The organism is Neobacillus sp. 19, assembly GCF_049463095.1.
In the GTDB taxonomy this organism is placed as follows: Bacteria; Bacillota; Bacilli; order Bacillales; family Cytobacillaceae; genus Neobacillus.
Map to the genome: position 1 here is coordinate 98117 of NZ_JBMPZU010000070.1, position 24896 is coordinate 123012.

Annotated in this window: 22 protein-coding genes, 2 pseudogenes and 1 riboswitch; of the genes and pseudogenes, 20 read left to right on the forward strand and 4 right to left on the reverse strand. The window is 43.0% G+C overall.

Annotation, left to right across the window (positions count from 1 at the left end; translation table 11 throughout):
* Positions 1 to 141: 141 nt before the first annotated feature.
* On the reverse strand, positions 142 to 309 hold the full coding sequence (locus tag ACO1D1_RS22485; protein WP_423337186.1) for a hypothetical protein: 168 nt from the start codon (positions 307 to 309) through the stop codon (positions 142 to 144).
* 299 nt (positions 310 to 608) lie between these two features.
* Between ACO1D1_RS22485 and ACO1D1_RS22490 the strand changes: the two genes are divergently transcribed.
* The 17 genes and pseudogenes from ACO1D1_RS22490 (at position 609) to mdh (ending at position 16787) form a co-directional block, all read left to right on the forward strand.
* On the forward strand, positions 609 to 2042 hold the full coding sequence (locus ACO1D1_RS22490) for a sensor histidine kinase (protein WP_423337187.1): 1434 nt from the start codon (positions 609 to 611) through the stop codon (positions 2040 to 2042).
* Positions 2039 to 2611, forward strand: a complete 573-nt coding sequence (locus ACO1D1_RS22495) for an ANTAR domain-containing response regulator (protein WP_423337188.1) — start codon at positions 2039 to 2041, stop codon at positions 2609 to 2611. Before ACO1D1_RS22490 ends, ACO1D1_RS22495 begins: the two co-directional genes overlap by 4 nt.
* Positions 2612 to 2770: 159 nt before the next feature.
* Entirely contained in the window at positions 2771 to 4030 is a 1260-nt protein-coding gene (eutH, locus tag ACO1D1_RS22500; RefSeq protein WP_423337189.1) for an ethanolamine utilization protein EutH, read from the forward strand.
* Positions 4031 to 4093: 63 nt separating this feature from the next.
* A complete protein-coding gene (locus tag ACO1D1_RS22505) occupies positions 4094 to 5452 on the forward strand; it encodes an ethanolamine ammonia-lyase subunit EutB (RefSeq protein WP_423337190.1) in 1359 nt (452 codons plus the stop codon).
* An 18-nt stretch (positions 5453 to 5470) separates the two neighbouring features.
* Complete coding sequence (gene eutC / locus ACO1D1_RS22510; protein WP_423337191.1) at positions 5471 to 6334, forward strand: ethanolamine ammonia-lyase subunit EutC; 864 nt, start codon at positions 5471 to 5473, stop codon at positions 6332 to 6334.
* 71 nt (positions 6335 to 6405) lie between these two features.
* Entirely contained in the window at positions 6406 to 6747 is a 342-nt protein-coding gene (gene eutS / locus ACO1D1_RS22515) for an ethanolamine utilization microcompartment protein EutS (protein ID WP_149871798.1), read from the forward strand.
* A gap of 15 nt (positions 6748 to 6762) precedes the next feature.
* Positions 6763 to 7263 (forward strand): EutP/PduV family microcompartment system protein, encoded by a 501-nt coding sequence (locus ACO1D1_RS22520; protein ID WP_423337192.1) that lies wholly within the window; start codon positions 6763 to 6765, stop codon positions 7261 to 7263.
* A gap of 361 nt (positions 7264 to 7624) precedes the next feature.
* Positions 7625 to 9073 (forward strand): ethanolamine ammonia-lyase reactivating factor EutA, encoded by a 1449-nt coding sequence (locus tag ACO1D1_RS22525; RefSeq protein WP_423337242.1) that lies wholly within the window; start codon positions 7625 to 7627, stop codon positions 9071 to 9073.
* 18 nt (positions 9074 to 9091) lie between these two features.
* Positions 9092 to 10468, forward strand: a complete 1377-nt coding sequence (locus ACO1D1_RS22530; RefSeq protein ID WP_423337193.1) for an ethanolamine ammonia-lyase subunit EutB — start codon at positions 9092 to 9094, stop codon at positions 10466 to 10468.
* A 1-nt stretch (position 10469) separates the two neighbouring features.
* Positions 10470 to 11498 carry an ethanolamine ammonia-lyase subunit EutC gene (eutC, locus tag ACO1D1_RS22535; RefSeq protein WP_423337194.1) on the forward strand — a complete coding sequence of 343 codons (1029 nt, stop codon included), beginning with the start codon at positions 10470 to 10472 and terminating at the stop codon, positions 11496 to 11498.
* Between the two features lie 12 nt (positions 11499 to 11510).
* Complete coding sequence (gene eutL / locus ACO1D1_RS22540) at positions 11511 to 12164, forward strand: ethanolamine utilization microcompartment protein EutL (RefSeq protein ID WP_149871794.1); 654 nt, start codon at positions 11511 to 11513, stop codon at positions 12162 to 12164.
* 204 nt (positions 12165 to 12368) lie between these two features.
* Complete coding sequence (locus tag ACO1D1_RS22545) at positions 12369 to 13889, forward strand: acetaldehyde dehydrogenase (acetylating) (protein ID WP_423337195.1); 1521 nt, start codon at positions 12369 to 12371, stop codon at positions 13887 to 13889.
* Between the two features lie 16 nt (positions 13890 to 13905).
* A complete protein-coding gene (locus tag ACO1D1_RS22550) occupies positions 13906 to 14199 on the forward strand; it encodes a BMC domain-containing protein (RefSeq protein ID WP_149871792.1) in 294 nt (97 codons plus the stop codon).
* A 32-nt stretch (positions 14200 to 14231) separates the two neighbouring features.
* Positions 14232 to 14867: pseudogene (locus ACO1D1_RS22555) on the forward strand (phosphate propanoyltransferase); the annotation flags it as partial.
* A gap of 243 nt (positions 14868 to 15110) precedes the next feature.
* Positions 15111 to 15383, forward strand: coding sequence for a EutN/CcmL family microcompartment protein (locus ACO1D1_RS22560; protein WP_149871790.1), 273 nt, complete (start codon positions 15111 to 15113; stop codon positions 15381 to 15383).
* Positions 15384 to 15394: 11 nt separating this feature from the next.
* A pseudogene (locus ACO1D1_RS22565) lies at positions 15395 to 15788 on the forward strand (BMC domain-containing protein).
* Positions 15789 to 15836: 48 nt separating this feature from the next.
* Positions 15837 to 16787 carry a malate dehydrogenase gene (mdh, locus tag ACO1D1_RS22570; RefSeq protein WP_423337196.1) on the forward strand — a complete coding sequence of 317 codons (951 nt, stop codon included), beginning with the start codon at positions 15837 to 15839 and terminating at the stop codon, positions 16785 to 16787.
* A 791-nt stretch (positions 16788 to 17578) separates the two neighbouring features.
* On the opposite strand, the gene ACO1D1_RS22575 is transcribed toward mdh, so the two are convergent.
* From ACO1D1_RS22575 to ACO1D1_RS22585, 3 genes are read right to left on the reverse strand one after another with little or no spacing between them, the layout of a single operon-like run.
* A complete protein-coding gene (locus ACO1D1_RS22575) occupies positions 17579 to 18016 on the reverse strand; it encodes a flavodoxin domain-containing protein (protein ID WP_423337197.1) in 438 nt (145 codons plus the stop codon).
* The gene (locus tag ACO1D1_RS22580) at positions 18013 to 19059 is read right to left on the reverse strand and encodes a ribonucleotide-diphosphate reductase subunit beta (protein ID WP_423337198.1); all 1047 of its coding nucleotides are present in this window, start codon (positions 19057 to 19059) and stop codon (positions 18013 to 18015) included. The genes ACO1D1_RS22575 and ACO1D1_RS22580 overlap by 4 nt, the downstream gene beginning before the upstream one ends.
* 40 nt (positions 19060 to 19099) lie before the next feature.
* Positions 19100 to 21385 carry a ribonucleoside-diphosphate reductase subunit alpha gene (locus ACO1D1_RS22585; protein WP_423337199.1) on the reverse strand — a complete coding sequence of 762 codons (2286 nt, stop codon included), beginning with the start codon at positions 21383 to 21385 and terminating at the stop codon, positions 19100 to 19102.
* 127 nt (positions 21386 to 21512) lie between these two features.
* A riboswitch (cobalamin riboswitch) is annotated at positions 21513 to 21712 on the reverse strand.
* 295 nt (positions 21713 to 22007) lie between these two features.
* Here ACO1D1_RS22585 and ACO1D1_RS22590 point away from each other — a divergent pair.
* The 3 genes from ACO1D1_RS22590 to ACO1D1_RS22600 all read left to right on the forward strand — a co-directional run bounded on the left by ACO1D1_RS22590 (position 22008) and on the right by ACO1D1_RS22600 (position 24878).
* Entirely contained in the window at positions 22008 to 22811 is an 804-nt protein-coding gene (locus ACO1D1_RS22590; protein WP_423337200.1) for a LysM peptidoglycan-binding domain-containing protein, read from the forward strand.
* A gap of 176 nt (positions 22812 to 22987) precedes the next feature.
* Positions 22988 to 23413: an OsmC family protein gene (locus ACO1D1_RS22595; protein WP_423337243.1), complete on the forward strand. Its 426-nt coding sequence runs from the start codon at positions 22988 to 22990 to the stop codon at positions 23411 to 23413.
* Between the two features lie 223 nt (positions 23414 to 23636).
* A complete protein-coding gene (locus tag ACO1D1_RS22600; protein WP_423337201.1) occupies positions 23637 to 24878 on the forward strand; it encodes an ATP-binding protein in 1242 nt (413 codons plus the stop codon).
* Positions 24879 to 24896: the final 18 nt, after the last annotated feature.

Below are 24896 nucleotides of genomic sequence, written 5' to 3' on the forward strand. Positions count from 1 at the left end.
TGCCCTTTTTTCATTGTTTTGAGAGTATGGTATAGCAGCACCTAAATTAAAAAAAGCTAAGCTCTTCCTTAAATTCAGACCATATTATGAAAGAAGCCATATAGTCCCTTTAATAAAGCAGGTGGAACATGAACTTCAAAATCAGAAACAATATGTACCGATTTGTGCCATACCCTTTTTACGGCATCCATCCATACGGATATCCGCCTTTGGGTTTTGGATACGCTCCTTACTATCAACCTTATTTTCATCAGATGGATCATTACTTGATCCATGTGATGGATCACACGCTGAGTCAGAAGCCGACACCGACACCCCCCTATTTTGCCGTGCCCCTGGGAGGACCGGCCCTGTAACAAATAGCGAAATCCAAAACTTATGAAGGTAAAACCCAGCCTATCTTTTTAGAAGAGCGGGTTGATTGAACAAGAAAAAACTAAAAAAGAAGGCTCAGCCTTCTTTTTTTTAATATAATTGATAAGTTTCAACCCGCAGCTGTCCAGGGGGCTTTCGCTTTTCTTACGACTTAGATTGACATTAATCGTGCCCTGCTACTATAATATTTATTATATTCTGTCTCTTTATAAACAGAGGAGAAATCACATCATATGAATATCGAACTTGTAGAAGAATTATGTACATTGCATACGAGTCTCTTAGTGGAAGACGTTCAAAGAATAAAAGAGATTGTCGTGAACCTGCCATTAATTGCAGACTTAAATAGGGCAAATGTATTCGTTGATTGTCCGACAAAAGAGGGGAAACATGCAATTGTTGTGGCAGAAGCTGCACCCACTACGGTAGAATCGGTTTATAAAAAATCGGTTGCCGGAAAGTTTGTCTATGAGGCGTTCGAACCAGCTGTTTTCTTTTCATTAAGAACAGGTAAGCCCATGTTTCTTAATCGAGCATTAACTCAAGAAGGGAAGACAGTTGACCAAAGTGTGGTCCCTATTCATGGCGCGGGTAACCTTGTGATCGGTACATTAATCATGGAAAAGGATATCAGTGACCAATTGCAGCATCAGCAAAAAATGGAAGCGTTGTCAGAAACTACGAAAGCCTTAAGTGAAATTGTCATTGGTTTTACTGAGAATAGACCAATTATTCCTGAGGTGATCGAAGATTCCTTATTTTTTATTGATCGGGATAGTAAAATTCTCTATTACAATCCTGCAGCGAGAAATCTCCTTCAGGAAATCGGTGAGGAAGAAAGTAAGATAGGGAAGTTGCTAGTGCCCTTTTTTCCAAGCATTGAAGACATTCTTGAGGACCCAGAAGACCTAATTGTGGAAGAAGTAATGATGTTAAATAAAGTTTTTCAGGTGAAGAAAATCAGGTTAGGATCGCTGGATCAATCAATTGGAACCTTTTTGTTTTTTAAGAATATTACAGAGCTCCGGGAAAAGGAAAGAGAACTGATTGTCAAATCCGTTGCAATTCGCGAAATCCATCACCGCGTGAAAAATAATTTGCAAACGATTGCAAGTCTCTTGAGACTACAAATGCGCAGAGGCTTACCGGAGGAAAGCAAGGTCCACTTTGTGGAAAGTCTTAACCGGATTACTAGTATTGCGTCCGTCTACGAGATTATTCTTTCCAACTCTAGTGTTGACGATGTTGATATTTATAGTTTAATAGAGAAAATTGGCAGTACACTCGTCTTTGAAGCAGAGCATGAAAATAAAAAGATCAGCATTGCTTATTCAGGTCCAAAGCATCTTCACATTAAAACGAATAAGGCTGTTTCGGCGGCATTGGTGATCAATGAATTGATTCAAAATTGTGTCAAGCATGCCTTTAATCAAAGGAATACAGGTAAGATTAACGTTGTGTTTGAGCAAAAAGACAATGAAATCGAGATCCAGGTAATTGACAATGGCGAGGGGTATGCTCCGAATGCGAAGCCTTCATTAGGTTTAGATATCGTATCGATGATGATCGAGCACGATTTATCCGGTCATTTTTCGATTAACCGAGCAGAAACAGGGACCATCGCCACCGTTAGATTCCCAATCGATAGTGAGGTGGTTCTGGCATGAAGAAACGAATCATGGTTGTCGAGGATGAATCCCTTGTCCGGTTAGATGTAGCGATGATGCTGGAAGATGCCGGTTATGAGGTCGTCGCCCAAATTGGGGATGGAGAAAAGGCAATTGAACAGGCATTTTCACTGCAGCCTGATTTAATCATTATGGATATTAAAATGCCAAAAATGAATGGTCTAAAGGCAAGTGAAATCATTTCAAAACGAATGAATACGCCTATTTTGCTTTTGACGGCATACAGCCAGCGTGAGTATGTGGATAAAGCGAAACAAGCAAATATATTAGGCTATCTGGTAAAGCCAATTAATGAAGCCAATTTAATCCCTGCGGTGGAAATTGCCTTAAGGCAGGCTGAGAATGCTCAGGAATACCGAGAGCAAGTCGAAAACATGAACAAGCAGCTCATGGAAAGAAAAATCGTTGAAAAGGCAAAAGGAATCTTGATGCAGAAATTCAATCTGCCTGAAGATGCCGCCTTCAAAAAAATGAGAAAAATTAGCATGAACAAGCAGGTTACAATGGAAAATGTAGCAAAACAAATCATTCTGAAGTATAACGCGTAACCTTTACAAGTAAATAGACCGAGCAAAGGTGCTCTGTGGTTTTATTAAAAAACCGCACGGCACCTTTTTGTCTTTTTATGGTGAAAGGCGAAGCCGCAAAAGACGCTTACATTTTCTGTTTTATATAAATTTTTAATATGTATTAAGGGGGCGGACAAAATGGAAATGGTAGGAAAAATTGTGATTTATATTATCATGGCCTGTGCTGTGATGGGGGCTTTTGCTGCGATTCGAAACAGTGATGAAGGATTAGGAAAACAATTTATGGAAGGTTTGCATGCTGTGGGGCATATTTTCGTGCCTGCAGCAGGGATTATGGCTTCAATCCCTTATCTATCATGGTTTATTGATAAAGTCTGCGGACCATTTTTTGCGGCGATTGGTGCCGACCCGGCGCTTGCGGCTACAGCCATTTTAGCAACAGACATGGGTGGGTATCAATTAGCAGAAGTGCTAAAACAAACGCAAGAGGGCTGGATTATGGCAATGATCGTCGGCTTTATGGCAGGTGCAACGATCGTATTCTCAATTCCAATGGGGCTGGCCATGCTTGATAAGCGTGATCACAAATATATGGCACTTGGCGTGATGTCAGGGGTATTAACCATTCCGATTGGCGCGCTTATTTCCAGTACGATCATCACACTGACAAACTCTAAATTTCGTGATTTCATCTCGACTTCTGGGGAAGCAAAATACCAATTTGCTTTGGGCTATGGAAAAATCCTTTTAAACCTGAGCCCTCTCCTTCTTTTCGTTGTTGTCATTGCCGTTGGCTTATATTTCCTTCCAGACTTCATGATCAAAGCCTTTATGTGGTTTGGGCGAATTATGGATGCTGCAATCAAGCTTGTCCTTGTATTCTCTATCGTCGAAATTTTCACGGGGCTATTCACCAATGTGTTTGGCGCTTGGGGCTTTCACCCCATCATGGCTGATAAAGCGGACCAATTCCGCGCATTGGAAACAGCCGGGTATATCGGGATTATGTTAGCAGGTGCATTCCCAATGGTGTATTTACTCCAAAAATATGCTGGCGGCCCGCTTGAAGCAATGGGGCGAAAAGTGGGGTTAAGTAAAGAAGGAAGTGCGGGGATTGTTGCTACGATTGCCAACATCCTTGCCATGTTTAAGCTGGTCAAAACAATGCCTCCTAAAGATAAGGTGATCAACATTTCCTTTGCGGTTTGTTCCGCTTTTCTATTAGGTGATCATCTATCCTTTACAGCGAATTTCCAGCCAACATTAATATTTCCAATTATTGTTGGAAAAATCTCTGCCGGTATCATCGGGATTGGTTTAGCCTATTGGTTATCTGTCCCGAAGGCGTTGGAACTTGAGAAAAAGGATCGCGAGGCAGGAATTATTGGTAAGGATGAGTATTTGTCAAAACAAGGGAATGAAAAAAAAGTAGGATGAAAAGAACCCGACTGATCCGTCTGATAAACCGGGGAAACAGCAACATCTAATGGGGAGGAAACGATGTTTACATGTACGGTGAAAAATGAAAAGTTCCAGTTCCATTCAATTAAAGAGATTTTAGCAAAGGCAAGTGAAGAGAAGTCAGGGGATAAGATGGCAGGAATTGCAGCACAGTCCTATTTAGAGCGGATGGCTGCAAAAGTGGTTTTAAGTGAGCTGACGTTGAAAGAGATTTATGAGAATCCAGTTATTCCGTATGAGCAGGATGAAGTGACGAGGATTATTTATGATGATCTTAATCAATTTATTTATAAAGAAATAGCCAATTGGTCGATCGGTGAACTGAGAGATTATATCCTATCCCACAGAACGAATACATCCGACTTATTCCGTATAAGCAGAGGACTGACAAGTGAGATGATTTCGGGTGTGGCCAAACTTATGTCGAGTATCGACTTAGTAATGGCTGCGCAAAAGATTAGACCTACTGCCACTTGTAATACAACAATTGGGGAAAAGGGCCGTTTAGCATTCCGCTGCCAGCCTAACCATCCAATTGATAACCCAGAAGGTATTTTGGCTTCGATGAAAGAGGGCCTGTCATACGGTTCCGGCGATGCGGTGATTGGCGTTAATCCAAACAATGATAGTGTGGAGTCTGTGTCTAGAATTTTGCAAATGACCCATGATTTTATCCAAAAGTGGGAAATTCCCACACAAAACTGCGTGCTGGCACATATTACAACACAGATGCAGGCCTTAAGAAAAGGGGCGCCGATTGCCCTTATGTTCCAAAGTCTTGCAGGAACACAGGCTGCCAATAATGATTTTGGTGTTTCAAAACAAATATTAGACGAAGCGTTTGAGCTAATGGCCAAATATGGAACTTCTACAGGGCCCAATCAACTTTACTTTGAAACAGGTCAAGGATCAGAAGTATCACTTGATGCACACCTTGGTGTGGATATGCAAACGCTTGAAGCGAGAACGTATGGTTATGCGCGCCACTGGAAGCCGTTTATGGTAAATAATGTTTCCGGATTCATTGGACCTGAAACCATTTATGATGGTAAACAGGTCATTCGTGCAGACCTCGAGGATCTCTTTATGGGTAAACTGCACGGAATTCCAATGGGGATTGCTCCTACCTATACGAACCATATGCAAGCGGACCAAAACGATCAAGAAATTGCCGGTATGCTGACGGCCCTTGCTGGTGCAAATTTTTACATGGGCGTACCAGGCGGAGATGATGTGATGCTTAGCTATCAAGATACAAGTTATCATGATGATGCCAGTTTAAGAGAGATGCTGGGTCTTCGTCCATTGCGCGAATTCGAAACCTGGTTAGAGAAAATGGGCATTATGGAAAATGGACGTTTAACGGAACGGGCAGGAGATTTATCCATTTTTAAATAAGAGAGGGGGGTCAGCAAATTGGATATACAAGCTATAGTCAAACAAGTAATGGAGGAACTGGAAAAGACGCAGCAAACGAACCCCGTTAACTCAACTGTGAGTAAAGAAAAAGTGGGAGAGATTACCCGGGATCTAGTTTTTGAAAAAAAGAATGTTGTAGGAGTAGACAACCCGATCGACCGTGAAACGATTGAAAAGGTTCAATCCATTACATCAGCAAGAATCGGCATCGGACGCACGGGGACACGGATGAAGACAAGGGAGTACCTTGATTTCCGGATCGACCATGCCGCTGCACAGGATGCTGTTTTCAGAGGAGTCTCGGAGGAATTTTTAGCAGAATTGAAGATTCCTGTCCTTAGTTCTATATCGAAATCAATGGATGAATATTTAATGAATTTAGATAGTGGCCGAAAGCTTGATGACGCATCCAGGAAATGGGCCGAAGCCAATATTCCTAAAAACAAACAAGTCCAAATCATTGTGTCAGATGGGTTGAGTTCCACTGGAATTGAAGCGAATGTTCCGGACTTACTTCCAGCGCTGATTCAGGGCTTAACAGTTAAAAATATTTCTACCGGAGATCCTGTTTTTATAAAAAGAAGCCGTGTATGGATCCAAGATGAGTTGGCTTCCATCGTTAATTGTGATGTTGTCATTTCCCTTATCGGGGAGCGTCCGGGTCTTGCTACATCAAAGAGTATTAGTGCCTATCTTATATATCGTCCAAATGAAGATACCGTTGAAGCAGACAGGACCGTCATTTCTAACATTCATGATGGCGGTATTCCACCGGTTGAAGCAGGAGCCTATCTTGCTGACCTAATCGCGGATGTTTTAAAACATAAAGCCAGTGGGGTAAAGTTTGCCCAATTAAAGTAGATTGTAGATTTGAAAGTTGTCAGGTGATAACTATGTGGAAGTTTAAGGTGATCACCTAAGGAGGTGCAGTTATGAGTGAAGAGAAAAAACGATTTATTCAGGAATTCGTGCCGGGAAAGCAAGTGACATTAAGTCATCTAATCGCCAATCCTAATCCTGATATGTTTGAAAAATTAGGCATTCAGGAAGCAGGTGCGATGGGGATATTAACGTTGACACCAAGTGAAACGGTGATCATTGCTGGTGATTTAGCTACAAAAGCAGCCGATGTGCAAATAGGTTTCTTAGACCGTTTTACAGGAAGTCTTGTCATTATCGGCAGTGTTTCTTCTGTCCAAATGGCGATGGAAGAAATTAACCGATTCTTATCTGAAGTATTACAGTACTCTCCATCAAACATTACAAAATCGTAATGGAGGCAGCGGATTATGATGAAAAAAAATAGGGCGATGCTGATTGGTTCAATTGGTGCAGGGAAATCAACGTTAACCAATGCCCTTCTTGAAAGAAAGGTGGAAGCGGTGAAGACGCAAGCCCTCACGTTTCATGACTGGATTGTCGATACACCGGGCGAATACACGGAAAATCCTTTTTTCTATAAAAATATTATGGCGACATCACTTGAAGTGACGCATGTCCTATATTTGCAGGATGGCACGAAGCAAAGGACGATTTTTCCACCTGGCTTTAGTACCGGTATCAATAAGCTGCCGATTGGGGTTGTCACGAAATGCGACTCCGAACAAGCCGATATTCACTCAGCTATTCACTTATTGAAAAAGGTGATTCCAAAAGGACCGATTGTTCTTACCTCTTCTATTACAGGGCAAGGAATACAGGAAATTCGAAATCTAGTAAAATGTAATTCTATGCAAGAGATGAAAGCGTATGTGGAGTCGATTTCAGATGAGACCGCTATTTTTGTTTGAATCCAGCGACAGGTTTTTAAACTGAAACCCTTTACAAAATTGAATAATTAGACTATATTTTTAGTATACAAATGAATTTATCAGGCAAAGGCGCCTTGTATGATCTGTCATGAAAATGATGGCTCATATGAGGTGCCTTTTTTATTTTTGGCAGCTTTACTTGGCTGTTGATTTCCGCTTCAGGATGCTCGCTTTCCGCGGGGCGGGCGGTGAGCCTCCTCGGCGCTAAAGCGCCTGTGGGGTTTCACCTGTCCCGCTGCTCCCGCAGGAGTCTCGCACCTTACGCTCCAATCAACAGGGGTGTAAAATCATTCACACCTTTAACATAGCATAATTTTTTAATCGAATTGAGGTGGTCGTCATTAAGCGTTACGAACCTCAACATGAGGAAATTCTTAGTGCAGGTATTGATATTGGTACGAGTACGACAAAGCTTGTTATCAGTAAATTCTCATTGATGAATATGGCGGGCGGGATGCATCTGCCACGAATCGAGATTGTCAACAAGGAAGTATTATATCGCAGCCCCATCTACCGTACTCCATTACGATCCACTACGGCCATTGATATGGAAGCAGTGGAAACGATTGTAAAGGGGGAATATGCCAAGGCTGGTATTGAGCCCAGTGATATTCAAACGGGTGCTGTCATCATAACAGGAGAGACGGCAACGAAACAAAATGCTGCAGAAATGGTCCATTCGTTATCCAATCATGCCGGTGAATTTCTGGTGGCAACAGCGGGGCCGGATTTAGAAGGAATCATCGCGGCAAAAGGATCGGGTGCCTATGAATATTCGAAGAAAACGGGGAAGACAATAGCCAATATTGATATCGGCGGCGGGACTGCCAATGTAGCTGTGTATAAAGCTGGGAGACTTTGCGGGACTTGTACCTTACATATTGGCGGCAGGTTGGTCGAGTTTTCCGGGAATCAAATTCGACATATTTCACCACCGATCAAAAAATTGTTTCTTCAGTGGAATGCTTTAGCTGTCATGGAAGGAAGCAGCCGTGAGCAGACCGTGTTCCAAAAGTTAACGGACTTTATGGCTGCGGTGATTGCAAGAATGCTGAGGAGGGAACTCGTGGAAGCAGACCGGCTATTGCTTTTAGGCCACGAGCCGAATTGGCAGGAGGATATCGACGCCATCATGTTTTCTGGCGGGATCAGTGAATGTCTCTACAAATATGAGAACGTACCCACTGCTGGAGCAGATTATGACGACCTCGGGGAAATGCTGGCTGATTCCCTTAGAAAAAATCAAGCCTTATCCTCATGGATATGGGTAAAGCCTGTTGAAACGGTTCGTGCAACTGTTCTTGGAGCGGGGACACAGACGACCGAAATAAGCGGGGCGACGATTCATGTCGAAAGTAATGAACTGCCGTTAAAAAATCTCCCAGTCTACCAAATTCGATTTGGATATGATTTGAATGAAGGGTTAAAGAGAATCCCAGAAGCGGTCCATCACGCGATCGAAATGTATGATCCTCAGCTTGAAGGGCAAAATTTTGCTTTGTATATGACAGAGATTCCTTATTTAGGATTTCGTCAGATTCAGGAAATGGCCGCTTGTATTCTCGAATCGGTTCAAGCAAAACCCAATCCAGAACAGCCGCTCGTGATTGTTTTAGAAAGCGATCATGCAAAGTCTCTAGGGCAAACCTTGAAGGTCCGGCATCCGGCTCAAAGTGTCATTTGCATTGATCAAATACGGGTTGAACACGGTGATTATATGGATATTGGACATTTGCTTCAAACAAGTGTGGTCCCGGTGGTGATTAAGACATTGACGTTTCATCAATGAAGAAAGGAAGATTTTTCAATGAAGCTGCATACAAATTATATCGGAGCGACCTTTCAATTCACTTCTTTGAAAGAATTATTTGCGAAAGCGAATGAAGAAAAATCCGGGGACCGCTTGGCGGGAATAGCGGCTGAAACCGTTCAAGAACGAATTGCTGCGAAAGAAGTGCTGAGTCAGCTGACACTTTCAGATATTCGCGAAAACCCGCTGCTTTCACCGGAGGAGGATGAGGTTTCCCGTATTATTGAAAGCCAGCTAAACAGACCCGTCTACGAATCTATTAAAAATTGGTCTGTTGCTGAGCTTCGTGAGTATATCCTTAGCGATACGACGACAGGGGAAGATTTAAAGAGGATTAGCCGGGGATTAAATAGTGAAATGATTGCTGCGGCGGCAAAGATCATGTCCAATCTCGATCTTGTCCATGCGGCCAACAAGATTGAAATTTTAACAAAATGCAATATCACAATCGGTTATAAAGGGACTCTCTCTTCAAGGCTTCAGCCAAACCATCCGACAGATAATGTAGAAGGAATGATTGCATCACTTAAGGAAGGCTTGTCCTATGGGATCGGGGATGCCGTGATTGGCATTAATCCAGTTGATGATTCGGTTGAAAGTGTGAAACGCCTGCTCCATGCAACCCATAATTTTATTACAGAATGGGACATTCCGACACAAAACTGTGTCCTTGCCCATGTGACGGCACAAATGAAGGCGATAGAACAAGGCGCGCCTGCGGACATGATATTCCAAAGTATCGCGGGCACGGAGGCGGCGAACCGCTCCTTTGGAATATCCGCATCTTTACTTGAGGAAGCAAATGACATGGCGAGAACCTTAGGAACGGGAACAGGTCCGCAGCGCCTATACTTTGAAACGGGTCAAGGGTCGGAGCTGTCAGCAGAAGCGCATTTCGGAATGGATCAAATGACACTTGAATCAAGAAATTACGGGTTTGCCCGCTATTATGATCCCTATATTGTCAATACCGTCGTGGGCTTTATCGGTCCTGAGTATTTGTATAACAATAAGCAAGTCATTCGTGCCGGTCTAGAGGATCATTTTATGGGGAAAATGCATGGTATCCCAATGGGCGTAGATATCTGTTACACAAACCATATTAAAGCGGACCAAAATGATATTGAAGACCTTAGTGTCCTGCTCACAGCTGCCGGCGTGAATTTTGTCATTGCTGCCCCAATGGGGGATGACTGCATGTTAAATTATCAATCGCTGAGCTACCATGATGTCGCCACACTCAGACAAACGATGAACAAACAGCCATCGCCTCTATTCGCTGAATGGCTTGAAAAAATGGGGATTTTTGAAAATGGAAGGCTGAGTAAGATTGCGGGGGATCCGACCATTTTTTCTAAGGGGGGAGTGAACTAAATTGAATCCTGAACTAATAGAAAAGGTCACTAAAATGATTGTGGAAAAATTACAAACGCAAACGATTTCAGAAAGTCAAAAGCCATCAGGAATGATATCCCCATCTGCGAAAGTGAAATTCTGGGACCATACGGAAAACAGCGAAGCTAAACGTAACTTTGTCCGGGCCTCGGATGACTCTAGGGAAAAAGTGGAAGAGCAGCAGGAACAAGGACGTATCGAATTTAAGAAGTACGCTGATTCCCGGTCACCTGAACAGCTGGATTCCCCTGTTAGGAGGGAAGAACCGACTTCTCAAGTATCAGGGATTCCTCATCCCTTTAATCCCGAGGAACTGAAAGAACTCATGAGTAAAACACCGGCTCGAATTGGCGTGGGACGAGCGGGGTTACGGCCCAAAACAGATACATGGCTAAAATTCCGTTTTGATCATGCTGCTGCTGTGGACGCTGTTTATGGCGAAGTAAATGAGGAACTGTTAAAACGGCTCGATCTTTTCAAGGTTAGCACAAAGGTCAGTGATAAAGAGGTTTACATTCGTCGTCCTGATTTAGGGCGGAAGCTTTCAGATGAGGCCAAGCAGAGCATCAGCCAAAGATGCCGAAAAGCGCCAACTGTTCAAATTATTATTTCCGATGGACTCAGCTCGAGTGCGGTGGAAGAAAACGTTGAGGATGTCTACCTATCATTGCAGCAATCATTAGGAAGTTTGGGGCTTGATACTGGTACCCCTTTTTATATTGAAAAGGGCCGAGTTGCCGTGATGGATGATGTAGGTGAATTGCTTCAGCCGAAGGTCGTTATTCTGTTAATTGGTGAGCGTCCGGGTCTTGTAAGTGCAGAATCCATGAGTGCTTATTTATGCTTCAAGCCGAGGATCGGAACAATTGAGGCCGACCGCATGGTTATTTCAAATATCCACAAAGGCGGAATTCCCCCTGTTGAGGCGGGAGCCTACCTCGGAACGGTTATTCAGAAAATATTAAAATATGAAGCAAGCGGTGTGTCGCTTGTTCAAAAAGAAAACTAGGGGGGAAGCAGTTTGGCTTTAGAACGTATTCATGCTGATATAGTAGCAGTTCGAGTGATTCCAAATGTTGACCCTGATTTGGCGAAGCAATTTCATCTTGAACCGCATCATCGCAGCTTGGCGATTTTTACATCGACAGTTGATGATGTTGGCTATACGGCTCTTGATGAAGCGACGAAAAGAGCAGATGTTGAAGTGGTTTATGCCCGCTCCTTTTACGCTGGTTCCGGCCATGCATCCGGACCCTTGTCAGGAGAGATGATTGGCATCATCGCCGGAGCGTCCCCAGATGAAGTGAAAAGCGGCATGGAAGCGGTACTCCAAACAGCGAAGTATGATGCCTTTTTTGAAGCACTTAATGCTGATAAAACACATGCCATTTACGCGCATGTTGTTTCGAGAACTGGTTCCTATCTTTCGAAAGAAGCTGGTATTACCGCGGGTGAGCCTTTAGCCTATTTAATTGCACCTCCACTAGAAGCGGTGTATGGCCTGGATGCTGCAATGAAGGCAGCTGATGTCAAACTGGTTAAGTTTTTTGGACCGCCGTCTGAAACCAACTTTGGCGGCGGATTACTGACAGGCACTCAATCGGCTTGCCAGGCGGCAGCAGACGCTTTCAGAGAGGCGATTTTGGATATCGCTGAAAATCCGATTAGGTATTAAGAAAGCGCAAGCGCCCTGGTCAGCGGCGTATGGCCTGGAGCACTCCAACTGAGATAAAGGAAACACGGTGAGCGGAGCGAGCCGATGTTGACTTATCGTAGGGCGGAGAGCGAAGGACACTAGCCGCTAGGGCGCTGGAGCTGGACATTTCTCAAGGTCAAAATTTATACTTTCTTATTTCTTAAACAAAGGGAGTGTGTGATAGTGCAATTTGATCAGGATCTCCAATCGATACAAGAAATGCGGGATGCCGTTAAGCGTGCAAAAGAGGCGCAGCAAAAATACCTGTCCTATTCACAGGAACAAGTCGATGCAATTGTGAAGCGCGTGGCGGGAGCCGCATATGCCAAATCCCTTGAACTCGCGCAAATGGCGGTTGAAGAAACGGGCATGGGTATCGTGGAGCATAAACAGCTTAAAAATGAAGTGGGTTCCAAGGCTGTCTATGAATCGATTAAAGATGAAAAGACAGTTGGGATCATCCGTGAAGACCACGTTCACAAAATGACGGAGGTCGCGTATCCTTACGGTGTGGTTGCAGGAATTATTCCAACAACCAACCCAACGTCAACCGCCATTTTTAAAGCAATGATTTCATTAAAGACAAGAAATGCGATTGTCGTCAGCCCCCATCCGCGTGCCGTTAATTGTACGGTTGAAGCGTTGAAAATTTGTCAGGAAGCCGCCGTAAAAGCGGGTGCGCCAGATGGGCTGATTGGCTGGATTTCCAAGCCGTCCATGGCGGCAACAAATGAATTAATGAAGCATCGTGATATCAATGTCATTTTAGCAACAGGAGGCGGTGCCTTAGTCCGGGCCGCTTACAGCTCGGGGAAACCTGCCTATGGGGTCGGACCGGGCAATGTCCCTTGTTATATTGAAAAAAGTGCGAATGTTTCCAAGGCAGTATTGATGATTGTCGATAGTAAATCATTTGATAATGGAACCATTTGTGCAACGGAGCAATCCTTAGTGGTCGACCGGAATATCGTGCAAATGGTGATTCGTGAATTGAAGAATTATGGCGGCTACATTTTGAATGCGGAAGAAAAGGCATTAGTAGAAAAAGTTATTACGCTCACACCTGGACATTTAAATCCAGCAATAGTTGGACAATCGGCGATAAAGATTGCTGAAATGGCGGGAGTCAATGTACCGGCTGATACAAGGGTTTTAATTGCCGAAGAGACACGAGTGGGAAAAGATGTGCCGTTTTCAATTGAAAAATTGTCGCCCATCTTTGCCCTTTATACCGCGGATCACTATGAAGAAGCAAAAGAATGGTGCTTAAGGCTTTTGAATCTTGGCGGAAGGGGGCACAGCTTATCGCTTCATACGAATGATGATGCTGTTGCAAAAGAATTCGCCCTTGAAATGCCTGTCTCAAGATTAATGGTTAATACCCTTTCATCTATCGGTGCAGTGGGGGCGACCACAGGTTTAATGCCTTCGTTAACACTTGGCTGCGGTTCATTTGGCGGGAATATTACCTCAGATAATGTGACTGCACGCCATTTGATTAACATTAAGCGAATGGCTTACGGAATAAAGGAAGTTTCTATCCTAAAACCAGCTGCTTTAGCTAAGAAAGAAGCCGCAGGTAAACAGGATGTTGAACAAATCGTCGATCAGGTTCTGAAGCAAGTATCCCCTAATGGTGAGGTCGACGCAAAGATGATTGCAGAAATGGTCAATCAAGTTATTCAAAACTATCAAATGAATTAATTAGGAGGAATGGAACATGGCAAGAGAATTAACCGCACTAGGAATGATTGAAACAAAAGGATTAGTCGCATCTGTAGAAGCAGCAGACGCAATGGTAAAGGCTGCAAATGTTCATTTAATTGGTAAGGTGCATGTCGGCGGGGGAATCGTTACGGTTCTTGTTCGCGGAGATGTTGGTGCTGTAAAAGCTGCGACTGAAGCAGGAGCTGCTGCTGCTGAACGTGTGGGTGAACTTAAGAGTGTTCACGTCATTCCACGCCCGCACAATGAATTAGAAAGCATTTTACCAAAATTAGAAATCGAACTTTAATATAGTAGATTACTAGGTTAGGAGCATGAAACATGGATCAGCATTCCATTCAATCGATTGTGGAGGAAGTTGTAACCCGGTTAATGGGAGCTTCCGCAAGTAATGTACCCATGGCTGTTTCTGCCCGGCACTGTCATTTAAGTAAAAGCGACCTAGAAGCCCTTTTCGGTGGGGGCTATGAATTAACGAAAAAAGCGGATTTATCCCAGCCGGGTCAATTCGCTGCAAACGAATCTATTACCATTGTCGGACCAAGAGGGAGCATTGAAAACGTGCGCATTCTTGGTCCTGCGCGTACGATGACCCAAGTAGAAGTCAGTCAAACCGATTCGGTCAAGCTTGGTGTAAAACCTCCTTTGCGGGAATCAGGTGATATTAGCGGATCGGCGCCGATCACGCTTGTCGGACCTAAGGGCAGCCTCTACAAAAAAGAAGGCCTTATCATTGCACAGGCCCATATTCACATGTCTCCGGATGATGCTCATATGTTTGGTGTAGAGAATGGAGAGTATGTCAAAGTGGAAGTTGAAGGCGCCCGGCCAGTCACACTTGGGAAAGTCTTGATTCGTGTTTCCCCTAGGTACAAGCTTGAAATGCATGTCGATACAGATGAAGCCAATGCCGGCTTTATTACTGGAAAATCATTCGGTCGTCTTGTTAAATATGAGGGATGTCAATTTGGTATGAATATAAATGTTTTCAACCGGCAAAATGAGCCGATTCCCATTGCTGCAGCGAAGGCTCCAATGATTTTTAAGAAAAAGCTGTTAACGCAAAGAGATGTAAAAGATTGTACAAAAGATGAAATAGTAGTCGAGCGATCTACTATTATTACCCCTTTAGCACGTGATACGGCACGGGAAATGGGGAAAAGCATCAAGGTAAATGACGCAAAAGGGGCGAAACAATAAATGCAATTGGGGACAGTAATTGGTAATGTCTGGGCTACAAAGAAAGAGGATGAACTAAGGGGGTTGAAGTTTTTATTTGTTCAACCTGAGTTACCAAATCGAATCCCTTCAGGAGATCCGTTTATTGCCGTGGATCGAATTGGTGCCGGTTTTGGCGATCAAGTCCTCGTTACTCGAGGTAGTGCAGCTGCTAATATGTCCGGTGGAACAAATTTACCGATAGATGCCCTTATCATTGGGATTATTGATTCCGTCGATGTTGAAATGAAATGAGGTGAGGAATGATGGGTAGAGCATTAGGAATGATCGAAACAAGAGGACTCATTGGTTCCATCGAAGCGGCTGATGCCATGTTGAAAGCGGCTGATGTCACATTAGTGAGGCAGGAAAAAGTAGATGCCGCACTTGTTACCGTTTTGGTGCAAGGGGATGTCAGTGCCGTCCAAGCGGCTGTTGAAGTTGGCAAAATGGCAGCAGCAAGAGTCGGGGAGCTGAGTTTCCGCTCATGTCATCCCCCATCCAGATGAATCCATCAAGGATGTTTTATTAAAGAAGGATCAAGTAACAGAGCCTGCTAATAAAAAGGATATTCCTTCTGAAAATAAGAGAGCCGCTAAGAAGAAAGCCGAACCGTCTCAAGCAGGGAAAACTGAAAAACAACCTGATGAAGAAAAATAGTCAACACGCTGCCTATAAAGGTTCGATGAATGGAACGGAGGAGGAAATATGGCTTTTACTCGCAGAAAGATCGCTGTCATCGGGGCAGGATTTACCGGTGCAACCGCTGCGCTGATGCTGGCACAAAAAGAACTGGGCGATGTCGTATTAGTTGACATTCCTTCACAAGCAAACCCAACTAAAGGGAAGGCACTGGATATGCTGGAGGCAAGTCCTGTTCAAGGCTTTAATACCAACATAACCGGCACTTCCAATTATGAGGATATTCTGGACGCTGACTTAGTCTTAATCACTGCAGGCCTGCCAAGAAAGCCAGGCATGAGCCGGGACGACTTAGTGGCAACCAATGCCAAGATTATCAAAGAAGTTTCAGAGAATGTGAAAACATATGCCCCAAACAGTTACATTATTGTTTTAAGTAATCCGGTTGATGCGATGACATATGTCTGTTATAAAACAACCGGTTTTCCGAAACACCGCGTCATCGGCCAATCTGGTGTGTTGGATACAGCGCGTTTTAATACCTTTGTTGCCCAGGAACTAAATGTATCGGTAGAAGACATCTCTGGGTTTGTCCTTGGCGGCCACGGAGATGATATGGTCCCATTAGTGCGCTATTCCTATGCAGGCGGAATTCCGCTTGAAAAAATCCTTTCACCGGAAAGGATCGAAGCCATTGTGGAAAGAACCCGTAAAGGCGGCGGTGAAATTGTTAACTTGCTTGGCCAGGGAAGCGCCTATTACGCTCCTGCCGCTTCAATGGTCCAAATGGCAGAAGCAATCTTAAGGGATAAGAAACGTATTTTACCATCAGTCGCCTATCTTGAGGGTGAATACGGTTATAGCGATCTTTACTTAGGTGTACCAACAATCTTAGGCGGTAACGGTATCGAAAGTGTCATCGAAATTCCCTTGACGGATGAAGAAAAGGCCGCACTAGATCAATCTGCACAATCAGTACAAAATGTAATGTCCGTCCTGTTATCAGCTAAAGCTTAAACAATGTAGGATCAGAAATATGATTAATGAATTTCAAACATAGAAGTAGAGGGTTTCTACATCGATGTTTGGGAGAATTTTTAGCCTCAGCCTCTATGTGGTATTGGTCTACATAGTGGTTGAGGGAAATTTCAAGTTTAATCATCGAAGTAGCCCTCACCTACGTCGTTTTTTTGGCCGATTGCGACTTACTATGTGTATAGTTTTCTGGATCCTGATTCATAAAACAATAGATTTCATCAAAAAAGGAATCAACTTCCTTTATCGGATGTATTTTGCTTAGGAAATTTACCGAAAATGAATCCGATAGCCCTTATTGGATGCATTTCGTTCAGAACTTTTATCAAAAATGAATCCAATAGCCCTTATTGGATGCATTTCGTTCAGGACTTTTATCAAAAATGAATCCAATAGCCCTTATTGGATGCATTTTGTTCAGGATTTTTATCAAAAATGAATCCAATAGCCCTTATTGGATGCATTTCGTTCAGGACTTTTATCAAAAATGAATCCAATAGCCCTTATTGGATGCATTTTGTTCAGGATTTTTATCAAAAATGAATCCAATAGCCCTTATTGGATGCATTTCGTTCAGGACTTTTATCAAAAATGAATCCAATCCCCCTTATTGGATGCATTTTGTTCAGGACTTTTATCAAAAATGAATCCAATCCCCCTTATTGGATGCATTTCGTTCAGGACTTTTATCAAAAATGAATCCAAACCCAATTATGGTTGCATACTTTCGCACTTCCCTCCCAATTCGTCAAGTTGCCATCAAAAGGGTAATACTATTTATTTAAGCTTTTCCACAATTTATCCACAAATCCCCGGCAGCGTTCATAGTCTTTCGATTGCAGTGCGACTTCAATCTTCAGTGTGGCGGATAAATGACTCTGAACGTAAAGCATGTCCCGAAAACCGTCTACTGCGCCGCAAAAGTGAGGGTAACAGCTGTCACCTGTACCTACAACACCGGTGACAATATGCTTGACATCCGCGGTTTCGAAAGCGCGATACAGCGCGAGCATTTCAACTGGAATCTCCCCATCTCTCCATGTGTACGTACCGATAATGACCGCATCAAATGCGGGTAAATCCTGCAAGGGGAACTGTTCGACCCTGAACAGACAAACCTCTATTTTTTTCCTCAAAAATAAATCTCTTAAAACAAAAACGAGCTCTTCCGTATTCCCCGTTTTTGAGGTATAGATGATGGCAACCTTCATAGTTCATCGAAACCATTCGATTGCGACACCTTCGCATAGGTCCGCGACTTTTGTTCAAAGAAGTCGGATTTCGTGCCGTTCATCATTTCATCGCTGAACACATGGATCCATGGCATCGGATTGCTGCGGTCCTCATATAGATTTGCTAAGCCCAACTGGCGAAAGCGTTTATTGGCCAGGTATTCCGTGTAGCCATCGTACTCGTCCAAATCAATTCCTGTAATATCTCTAAGGATGTAGCCGGCCCATTCCTTTTCCAACTGGACGGCTTGATCAATCGTTTGATAAACATACTCGATATTTCCCTGATGATTCAATTCGGGATGTTCGGTTAACAGAATCCGAATAAACTGGGCGATAAAATAAGCGTGCTGCATTTCATCTCGTTGGATATAGCTAATCATCGTGCTCGTTTTGAGCATTTTTTGCTGGCGGGCCAAGTGATAGAAGAAAGCAAATCCTGCATAAAAATAAATTCCCTCAAGATTGATCGAGTTCACTGCTAATTGAAATAAATGCTGCGGCGTCGGGTTCTCACGAAAGCACTCATAAGCATCTAAAATCAGCTGGTTCCGTTTTTGGACGATGGGGTCGCTTTTTGCCTGATTGAACCGGGCATTCTGCTCGCTTAACGGGACAAGTGAACTCAAAATATATGAATACGATTCAGTATGAACCGCTTCCTGCTGGGCAATGACGGCATAGATTGACTTAAAACTGGAATCGGTCACATAATCCATTACCTGCGTCATTGTCGGTGTCTGAAGGCTATCGAGCGAGGCCAGCTGGGTATTGATCCGCAAGAAAACATCCTTCTCAACGTCGCTGAGCATGTCCCACTGTTTAATATCATCCTGCATATTGATTTCCTGTGCTTTCCAAAAGTTCCCCAATAAGGTCTGATACAAATCATACATCTGCGGGTAGGCGATATCATTCCAGTTCAACAGGCCGGAAGACTGGCCGTTAATGATCCCAGTGGATTTATTAGGAAACTCTGGGTTTAATAGTTTTATTTTTGCCAATGGGGCATGAATATCCATTTTAAAAAACCTCCTGCTCTATTAAATGGCAAATCCCGTGCTAGCTCTGGCAAGCTTCACATTCGGCTATTTCTGCCTGAGATGTACTTCTGACGTAATACGTCGTTTTTAGTCCGTGCTCCCATGCTTCCATATGGAGGTTTAACAAATCCTTCGCCTTAATATCATGTCGGACGTATAGGTTAAAGCTAATCCCTTGATCAATATGGCGCTGGCGGGCTGCGTTTTGCTTAATACTCCAAACTTGATCCAATTCATGTCGTGCCCGGCGGTAATAGGGATAGGTATGATGGGTTAAATTCGGCGCTGTGACCTTAAATTTAAAATTTTTCTTCTCCTCGGCATATTCAATGGAATAGATCGGATCAATCCCATCCGTCGAGCCGCCAATTTTCGCTGTTGACGAGTTGGGCGCAACCGCCATTAACCAGCCGTTACGGATACCGTGTTCCACGATCTCCGCCGCTAGATCCAGCCATCGATCAGAGCGGTAATTTTTCCGCTTGAAATATGTGCCCGTTTGCCACTCAGAACCTTGAAACTCAAGATACGCTCCTTTTTCGTTGGCCAATTCTTTAGAGGTACGGATGGTGTAGTAAGCAATGTCCTCATACAGCTGGTCGGCCCATTCCACCGCGGCTTCTGATTCCCAGTGTATGCCTTTCAAGGCAAGGAGATGATGCCAGCCGAACGTTCCCAGTCCGATCGCGCGGAACTTCTGATTAGTGATCTGAGCCTGCCCCACCGATATCGTATTTAAATCTATCACGTTATCCAACATTCTTACTTGTATGCGGATCAACCGCTCCAGTACCCCAGCCGGCACCGCTTTTGCAAGATTAATAGAGGATAAGTTACAAACCACGAAATCACCAGGTTTGCGAATGATGATGATGTTTCCGTCCTCATCCTGATATTCATTGACGATCGTGGTCGCCGACATATTTTGCGCAATTTCCGTGCATAGGTTGCTGCAATAAATCGAGGTCCGCCCCGCTCCAGCCAGATGCTTATTCGGATTTTGCCTGTTCACCTCGTCACGATAGAACATGTAAGGGGTGCCCGTTTCCAACTGCGACACCATGATCCGCGCCATGATATCCATTGCCCGGTACGTTTTCCTTGGCAGCAGCGGATGGTGGACGGCTTCTTGATATTTTTTTGAAAAATAAGGCTGATCAATTTCATCATAAAAATCCTCGAGTCCAAGCGGGTTTCCGTTTGCATCCTTCCAGCCCATAATTTGCTTTACTTGATGGGGGCAAAACGTATGCCACTCCCCGATGCTTCTGCCGTTCTCATCGGTTTCTTGCAACTTTTTCATAAACAAATCGGGAATGGTCACACCGGTAAAAATATCATGAGCTTTTCGGCGTTCGTCGCCATTGTTGGTTTTCAAATCGAGAAAGCCGTTCATAATATCTTTATGGAACACATCTAGGTAGACGGCAATCGCACCCTGCCGCTGTCCTAACTGATCGACACTGACGGCCGTATCATTGACCAGCTTGATCCAAGGCACAACCCCGGACGAGTTGCCTTTGAATTTTTTAATATCGGAGCCGAGGGCACGGACTTTTCCATAATAAAGTCCAATCCCGCCGCCATCTTTACTTAGCCGTGCGATGTCCCAATTATTTAAATAAATGCCGTCCAGTGAATCGTCGACGGTATCGATAAAGCAAGAGGAAAGCTGGCCGAAGCTCTTTCCGGCATTCGCGAGTGTCGGTGTGGCAACGGTCATGTAAAGATGACTTAGTGCCCAATAAGCCTCTTTAACAAGGGTGAGGCGATTTGCAGCAGGGCTCTCATTCTGCATCAGCGTCATGGCAATAATCATGAATCGCTCTTGCGGCAATTCATAGACATTTCGCTCATGATCCTGCGCGAGATAGCGGTCCGCTAGTAAAAATAAACCGATATATGTAAATAAAGTATCTCGGACCGGCTCAATTTCCTTTGCTAGTTCTTCGATTTCGTCTTTCGTATAGGAAGTAAGTAGATTGCTAGAGTAAATGCCGATTTCGGTTAATTCTTTTATAAGGAGGTAAAAATCTCCGTACTTTATGGAGAGGTCATAGCTGCGGTTTATTGATGCCTTTTGATACAGTTCATTCAGATACAGCCTTGCTGCAACAAAAGTCCAATCAGGCTGATCCATCGCAATTTGGTTAACGGCATAGAGGAGCGCTTGCCGGCCAGCCTCAGCCACGTATAATTCTTTAATCTGTTTTTCAAGCATTGCAGTATCCAGCTGGTATGTTTCCGAAGCTTGTTTGATTGTCTCTAATACTAATTGAATTTCATCGTTTACTTTTGTGGTCATGGTCATATCCCCTTTAATAAAAAAATCCGCTCAAGGTAATTGAGCGGATGAAACGGTTTACTACAAAAAGGAAGTACAAATTTCTGCCTTTCGCTGCCACCGTTCATCTCCTCAATCCCCGAAGAAGTGAAACTACTTAAGAAAGACAGGTCTCCTGACTTATGCGTCACCCTACTTTGAGCCCTTCCCATATCAGCGTCTATCTTCATAAACTCTCTGATACAGTGGATTGCTCAGTTCGTCAGCACTTACAGTTGCGGGGGCAGTTCCGGATTCACCGGATTCCCTATTAAGCCGTTATTCGGCATCTAACTTAAGGTAAATACAATATATAGTTATGTTTTTTAGAAATAAAACAATATGTAGATAAGAAACTAAAGTTAATCATAGTATAAATGGTTTCCAATTTCAAGTATTTTAAAAGAATTGATGAGAGGACAGATGATTGGATTTAGCGAAAAGATACAACAGCTCACGCAGAAATTGATCCTTTACGAAGCGCTAATACAGTGGGATATTTTTGGCATTAGAGGAAAGTTATTTAAAAATACAGTCAAAAAATGATGACATTTGTCGTACTACTATAGGGGTATTTTAATATTTTTTATGGGGGAATAGTTCTTTGTATATAAAGAGAAAAGAAAGATTATCAGAACTGAGTAAGAAAAAGATGAAAGCGCGTAATCAAAAGCTGGCAGCAGCAGCCATTGCTGGGACTGTTGCAGCACTTGTATTTATGAACACCGATGTTGGAGCATGCAGCACGGTATACACTGTAAAAAAGAAAGATACTCTTTACAGCCTATCTAAAAAGTATCAAGTCACTGAAAAACAGCTAATGAGGGCTAATGGGTTAACGTCCGAAAAAATCTATATTGGACAACAACTTTTGGTACCTGATTATATAAAAAAAGGGCATTCAAAAGGGACCGGCAGTCAATATACTGTCCAAAAAGGGGATACCATTTACTCCCTTGCAAAAAAATTCGCTGTCAGTATGGATGAATTAAAAAAGGTCAATCATCTGCAAACAGAGAAAATTTACGTTGGTCAAACAATAACTCTTCCTTTTGAAATTCAAGCAAATAACATCAATCCAGTTTATGAGGTGGTTCCCGGGGACACTTTATGGGGAATTGCTAAACGCTTTGGAGTAAATGCAGACGAACTGAAAAAAGAAAATAAGCTCCGCCATGATATGGTTCTGATTGGACAACAGCTGACGATTCCAGGCAAAGCTATCTATACAAAAGCAATAGTCGTAGGAGCCGCTGATAATTTCACTGTTGAATTTAAGCATATGGATGAATCATTCGTCTTAACTGTTCCTTACTGCTCAGGTCCAGATTATGAAAAAATAGCGGGGCAGAAAGTAACAGTTATACATAAAAATAAAGCCGTCATTTCGGTATTTAAATCTAAATAAGACGTTTCAGCAAATAACAATGAAAAACCGATAAAAGGCGCTTTCCTGTAGTAAGGATTAGCGCTTATTTCCATTTTAGGGGCCATACCAACTAGTCCTTGTCTCATTATTTAAAGTATTTTAAAAGTAAGGAACGAGTCGATTGGTTAGAATAAAAAAATGAAAGGGGTATGATGATGGATTTTACAATTAACTGGAAAGGGAAAATGGCATTTGGGGGGATCACTCCTTCCGGACATGAATTTATAATGGATGCGGATCCACAAGTAGGCGGTGAGAACGGTGGCCAAAGACCGACGGAACTACTTTTGCAGGCCGTTGCGGGCTGCACAGGAATGGATATTATCTCCATCTTGCATAAAATGCGCCTGGAGCCTTCGTCCTTCCAAATGGATGTAACAGGTGTACGGGCCGAAGAACATCCCAAGCGGTTCACTGCAATTACCATTCACTATGCATTTGATGGAGACTTGCCGGAAGACAAGGTCACCCGGGCGATTCAACTATCAAAAGACAGATATTGTTCCGTTTCCCATTCCTTAAATGCAGAAATTAGCGTAAGCTACTCCATCAATGGCGTGAAAGGTGAAAAAAGCATATAACTTTAGGATGTATAACTGAAAGGATTTATACACAAAGCAATTGCGAACTAGATGAAGCCGAGTTCTTGTACACGTAAGGGATCGGCTTTTAATTATCTCTTTCAAAAATTTACATATTTCTAATAAATTTATATAATAGATAGATAGATAGAATAAATTAACAGCCTTTTTCCTTGCAAGCTGTGCCTTAGTTGGGAGGAAAATCCAGTCAAGGAGTTACTCTATGAATTTAGAAGTGGAAGTCATTTTATATCAAGTCGTCGCTGTACTCTTGCCAATCTCTGTTTATCATATATTTTTTAATGAAAAAGACAGCGAGCGGAGGAAGCCTCATTCGAAACTTTCCTTCATTTTGATCCTCATCCTAGTTCTTGCCATGTCATTCCCGGAGAAGTTTTCTGAGGGGTATGTGTATGATTTTAGAATAGTGCCTTTTATCATTGCCTTTGTTTATGGAGGAACCAGGCCAGGCTTACTAACTGCGGCAGTGCTGTTAGGGTACCGCTATTTCATTGGCGGAGAAGGCTTTTATGTCGTTTTAATCAATTATCTACTCACATGTGCGGTATTTATTTGGATGCGGAATCGATATGAATTTTTCAAAAAGAAACATAAGCTGATGTTTATTAGTTTGGTGTTTTGGGTTAACACGTTGATTGTGATGGTGACCCTTTTTAGTAAAAATCAAATAGAGCAAATTCCTTTTATGTTTATGTTTTATTTTATTACCTGGGTTTGCTTATTAATGGTTGTCTTTATTATGGAAAATGTCAATCAGCAGCAACAAATGCGGGAGAAATTACAAAGGGATGAAAGGTTAAATGTGATTAGTCAGCTGGCTGCTTCTGTTGCCCATGAAGTCAGAAATCCATTAACATCCGTTCGCGGCTTTTTACAGTTAATTCGGGATGATGAAGATTTAAAAAGTGCGCAGAAACATTATATTGATATTGCGCTTACGGAGCTCAAACATGCACAATCGATTATTAATGATTACCTATCCTTAGCGAAACCAAATACGGAGGGCTTGACGACTGTCAATATTTCGGAGGAGGTTAGAAAGACCGTCGCACTGATGACCTCTTTTTCTAATATCCAGAATATTTCCATTCAAATGCAAATACAGGCTTCCCTGTATATAAAAGGAAATAAAAGTGAAATAAAGCAGGTGCTGGTCAATATCATGAAAAATGGCATTGAAGCCATGGAGACAGGCGGCATGCTGCATGTTCTTACGTATGAGAAGGATGGGGAAATTATCATCCAAATCATTGACAGCGGCAAAGGAATGACGAATAGCCAGCTGGCGAAACTGGGAACACCTTTTTATACGACGAAGGAAAAAGGAACCGGCATCGGCCTAACCATCTCGTTTCAATATATTCAAGCCATGAAAGGAACGATTACAGTAGAAAGCGAGCTGGGGAAGGGAACCACGTTCACTATTCGCTTCCCTTGCCTGTAAAAGAAAACAAGACCTTCC